This is a genomic window from Streptomyces sp. UNOC14_S4, assembly GCF_020740835.1.
Taxonomy (GTDB): domain Bacteria; phylum Actinomycetota; class Actinomycetes; order Streptomycetales; family Streptomycetaceae; genus Streptomyces.
In genome coordinates, this window is the sequence record NZ_JAINFC010000622.1 from 1 (window position 1) to 3,877 (window position 3,877).

General features: G+C 73.8%; 3 protein-coding genes. 1 reads left to right on the top strand and 2 read right to left on the bottom strand.

All coding sequences use genetic code 11. The annotated features are described in order from the left end of the window. Positions 1-209 precede the first annotated feature (209 nt). Positions 210-944, bottom strand: a complete 735-nt coding sequence (locus K6I34_RS33215; protein ID WP_229331761.1) for a DUF2470 domain-containing protein — start codon at positions 942-944, stop codon at positions 210-212. 188 nt (positions 945-1,132) lie between these two features. On the opposite strand from K6I34_RS33215, the gene rpsD reads away from it, so the two are divergent. Next, positions 1,133-1,747: a 30S ribosomal protein S4 gene (gene rpsD, locus K6I34_RS33220; protein ID WP_121801847.1), complete on the top strand. Its 615-nt coding sequence runs from the start codon at positions 1,133-1,135 to the stop codon at positions 1,745-1,747. 32 nt (positions 1,748-1,779) lie between these two features. Here the strand turns inward: rpsD and K6I34_RS33225 are convergent. Beyond that, positions 1,780-3,877: tetratricopeptide repeat protein (locus tag K6I34_RS33225; protein WP_229331762.1), on the bottom strand; the 2,098-nt coding region annotated here is incomplete at its 5' end.

The following is a 3,877-nucleotide window of genomic DNA, read 5'->3' on the forward strand; positions in this document are numbered from 1 at the left end:
CCCGTTCCGCCGTGCGGAACGCCTGCCCACAAACGGGGGTGATGCGTGAGGCGCAGCCCCTCCGGGGCGGGGGTCAGGGGGCGGAGCCCCCGTACGGCGCCGGGCGCGCCCCGTCAGGGGCGCGGGGAACTGCGCGACCAGCCCCCACCGGCCCGCACCCGCGCGCGCAGCGCAAGACGCACCCCATTAGGCGCAGGCGCCCCGGACGGTCACCCCTCCGCGGCCTCGAAAAGCGTGTGCATCGCCCGCCGCAACCCCACAATGTCCCGCACCGGCTCCGGGAATTCGAAACGCGCGTCGAAGGAGCGCTCCGCCGCCGCGCCGTCGCCGTGCGCGGCGGTGAAGCGTACGCGCAGCCCGAAGCGGTCCAGGGCGACCGGCACGGCCCGGTCGTGCGCGCAGCGCGGCCGCCGGTGCCCGCCGAGCAGCGAGCTCAGGGTCCGTACCTGCTCGCCGTGCGCCGAGTGCAGATGCTGGAGCAGCTCCGCCTCGTGTTCGACCAGCGGGTCGGGCTGGGCGCGGGCGAAGTCCTCCGGTTCGACGCTCTCCGCGCCCCACAGGTCGTCGACGCTGCCGTCGCCGACCTCCAGGCGCAGCATCATCCGTCCGGGTTCGGCCACGCCGGGCACGAGGGTGACCCAGCCGGAGAGCCAGGCGCGGCCGCGGATGCGGTGGGGGACGGAGACCGGGGCGACGTCGGTGAGTTCCAGCACGGCCGCCAGTTCGTCGTCCTGCGCGTGGGTGGCGGCGCGTACGGCGGGGGAGTCCGCGGGGTAGACCAGGAACACCTCGCCGTCCGGCCCCACGCTGCGGGCCAGCGGCGCGAGGAGGTCGGAGAGCCGCTCGGGCCGTGCGCTGGCGCTTCCGACCAGCCCCGGGACGATCAGTACCGCGGAGCATGTACTCTGTACGAGAGTTCGTGTGCGCTCGGCTGCTGACGGCATCCGGGCGATCTCTAGTCCGCCAGGACGCGGCTGACCACGATCTGATCGGACCTCCGTCACGTCGACGCCTTCAGGCGCGTCGGCCTCTTTCGTGCTGTCCGTGATGTGACTGGTGTTCCCCGGACGAGACATGCGATCTCCTTGAGTAAGGTGAGCCTAACCTAACCTACAACGGAGGTCTGGAGAACGTGCCTAACCAGTCGCGTCCCAAGGTCAAGAAGTCCCGTGCGCTCGGTATCGCGCTGACCCCGAAGGCTGTCAAGTACTTCGAGGCCCGCCCCTACCCGCCGGGTGAGCACGGCCGTGGCCGCAAGCAGAACTCGGACTACAAGGTCCGTCTGCTCGAGAAGCAGCGTCTGCGCGCGCAGTACGACATCAGCGAGCGCCAGATGGCCCGCGCCTACGACCGTGCCAAGAAGGCCGAGGGCAAGACGGGCGAGGCGCTGGTCGTCGAGCTCGAGCGCCGTCTCGACGCCCTGGTTCTGCGTTCGGGCATCGCCCGCACCATCTACCAGTCCCGTCAGATGGTCGTTCACGGCCACATCGAGGTCAACGGCAAGAAGGTCGACAAGCCGTCCTTCCGCGTCCGTCCGAACGACGTCGTGACCGTTCGCGAGCGCAGCCGTGCCAAGCACCCGTTCCAGGTCGCCATGGCCGGTGGCTACGCCGGTGAGGGCGAGACCCCGCGTTACCTCCAGGTCAACCTGGGCGCGCTGGCCTTCCGCCTGGACCGTGACCCGAACCGCAAGGAGATCCCGGTGATCTGCGACGAGCAGCTCGTCGTCGAGTACTACGCTCGTTGATCCCTTAGCGGCAGCTCTTCCGAGCGCTCTGCTCAGCCCGTCGTCTCCCCGGCCCCCGCGGCCGGTGAGCCGGCGGGCTCGTGCTTTTCCGGGCGCGGCGCGGGCACCGGCGGGGAGCCCGGGGAGGGCGGCACCCACGCCGCCACCGCGTCCAAGTCCAGCCGGGCACCTTCGCGCAGGCACTCCTCGTACCGCCGGGCGCCCAGCAGCTCCCGCAGCCTGCGCTCGGCCAGCGCGTGCGGCGCGTCGAAGTGGCGCGAGCCGGACAGCGGCAGCCCCACCGAGCGCCACAGCCGTCCCGCCGCCCCCTGGAGCACCGCGGCCTCCTCCGCCCCGTCCCGGGCGGCATCCCGCTCGTCCAGCGTCACCAGCGCCAGCAGCTCCACCGCCAGGGCCGTGCCCGCCAGGTCGTGGAAGGCGCGGTCGACGGCAAGACACTCCTCCACCAGCGGCCGGGCCCGTGCCGTGTCCCCGGTGCTCCACGCGGCGTACCCCAGGACGTACAGCGCGTACGCCAGGGTCCGGCGCTCGCCGTGGTCCGCGCAGACGTCCCGCACCTCCTCGCAGAGCCGTACCGCGTCCGCGAGGTCGCCCCGGAAGGCCCTCGCCAGGGCCAGCTCCACCTGGCCCATCAGCACAGTGCTGTTCAGCTCCCCGATCTCCCGGTAGCGCGCGAGCGCCGACCGCAGCAGCTCCTCGGCGCGGGGCAGGTCGTCCGAGACCAGCGCCAGGCAGCCCGTGCGGTGCTCGGCGTAGGCCAGGGCCCGGGCGTGGCCGCCGCGCGCGGCCGTCTCCCGGCACTCCGTCAGCGCCCCGGCCGCGGCCGTCGTATCGCCCTGCAGCATCGCCACGTGGCCGAGCACCCACAGGGCCTTCAGCCGAGTCTCCTCGTTGTCCGCCTCGGCGCGCAGCGCCCGGTCCAGCCAGTACCGCCCCTCCGCCAGGCGCCCGCAGCCGACCCAGTGGAACCACAGCGTCGCGGCGAGGTACTGGCCGATGTGCGCCTCGCCCTTCTCCTCCAGGCTGTACTCCAGGGCCGCACGCAGGTTCGGCAGCTCCGCCTCGGCGCGGGCCGCGACCTCCGCCTGCCGGGGGCTGAACCAGTCCAGCTCGCACCAGGTGACCAGGCCCATGTACCAGTCGCGGTGTCTGCGCCGCATCCGCTCGCCGTCCGCCAGCGCGTCCAGCCAGCCCGCCCCGTACATCCGCACCGTGTCCAGCAGCCGGTAGCGCGGCCCGAGCGGGGTGTCCTCCCGGACGACCACGGACTGCGCGACCAGCTCGGTGAGCACGTCCAGCAGCCGCTCCGCGGGCAGCTCGGGGCCCGAGCAGACGTACTCCGCCGCCTCCAGGTCGAACAGGCCGGTGAAGACCGTCAGCCGGGCCCAGAGCAGCCGCTCCGCGGGCGTGCACAGCTCATGGCTCCAGCCGATGGCCGTACGCAGCGTCTGGTGGCGCGGCAGTGCGCCCCGCGCGCCTCCGGTCAGCAGCCGGAAGCGGTCGTCCAGCCGCTCCAGCACCTGGGTCACCGACAGTGCGCCCAGCCGCGCCGCCGCGAGCTCCAGGGCCAGCGGAATGCCGTCGAGCCTGCGGCACAGCTCCTCCGTGGCCTCCCGCTCCGCCGCCCCGGCCGCGGGGCGCGCGCTCCGGGCACGGTCCTCGAAGAGCTCCGCCGCCTCCGGGACGGACAGCGGCGCCAGCGGGAAGACCTGCTCGCCCGCGACGCCCAGGGGCCGCCGGGAGGACGCCAGGACCCGCAGCCCCGGCACCTGCCGCAGGAGCGCGTGGACCAGCGCCGCGCACCCCTCGGTCAGCTGCTCGCAACCGTCCAGCACGAGCAGCATGCGCCGGCCGGCGAGCCGCTCCGGCAGCCACACGCGCGGCGGTCGTCCGGTGTGGTCGGCCAGCCCCAGTGCCTCGGCGACCGTGTGGTCCAGCAGCTCCGCGTCACCGAGCGTGGCCAGCTCGACCAGCCACGCCCCGTCGCAGAAGCGATCCTGCACAGCCGCCGCGAGCCGGGTCGCCAGCCGGGTCTTGCCGACGCCGCCGACGCCCGTGACCGTCACCAGCCGGGCCCGCGCCACGTGCGACTCCAGGGCGTCGAGTTCCCGGCCGCGACCGGTGAAGCGG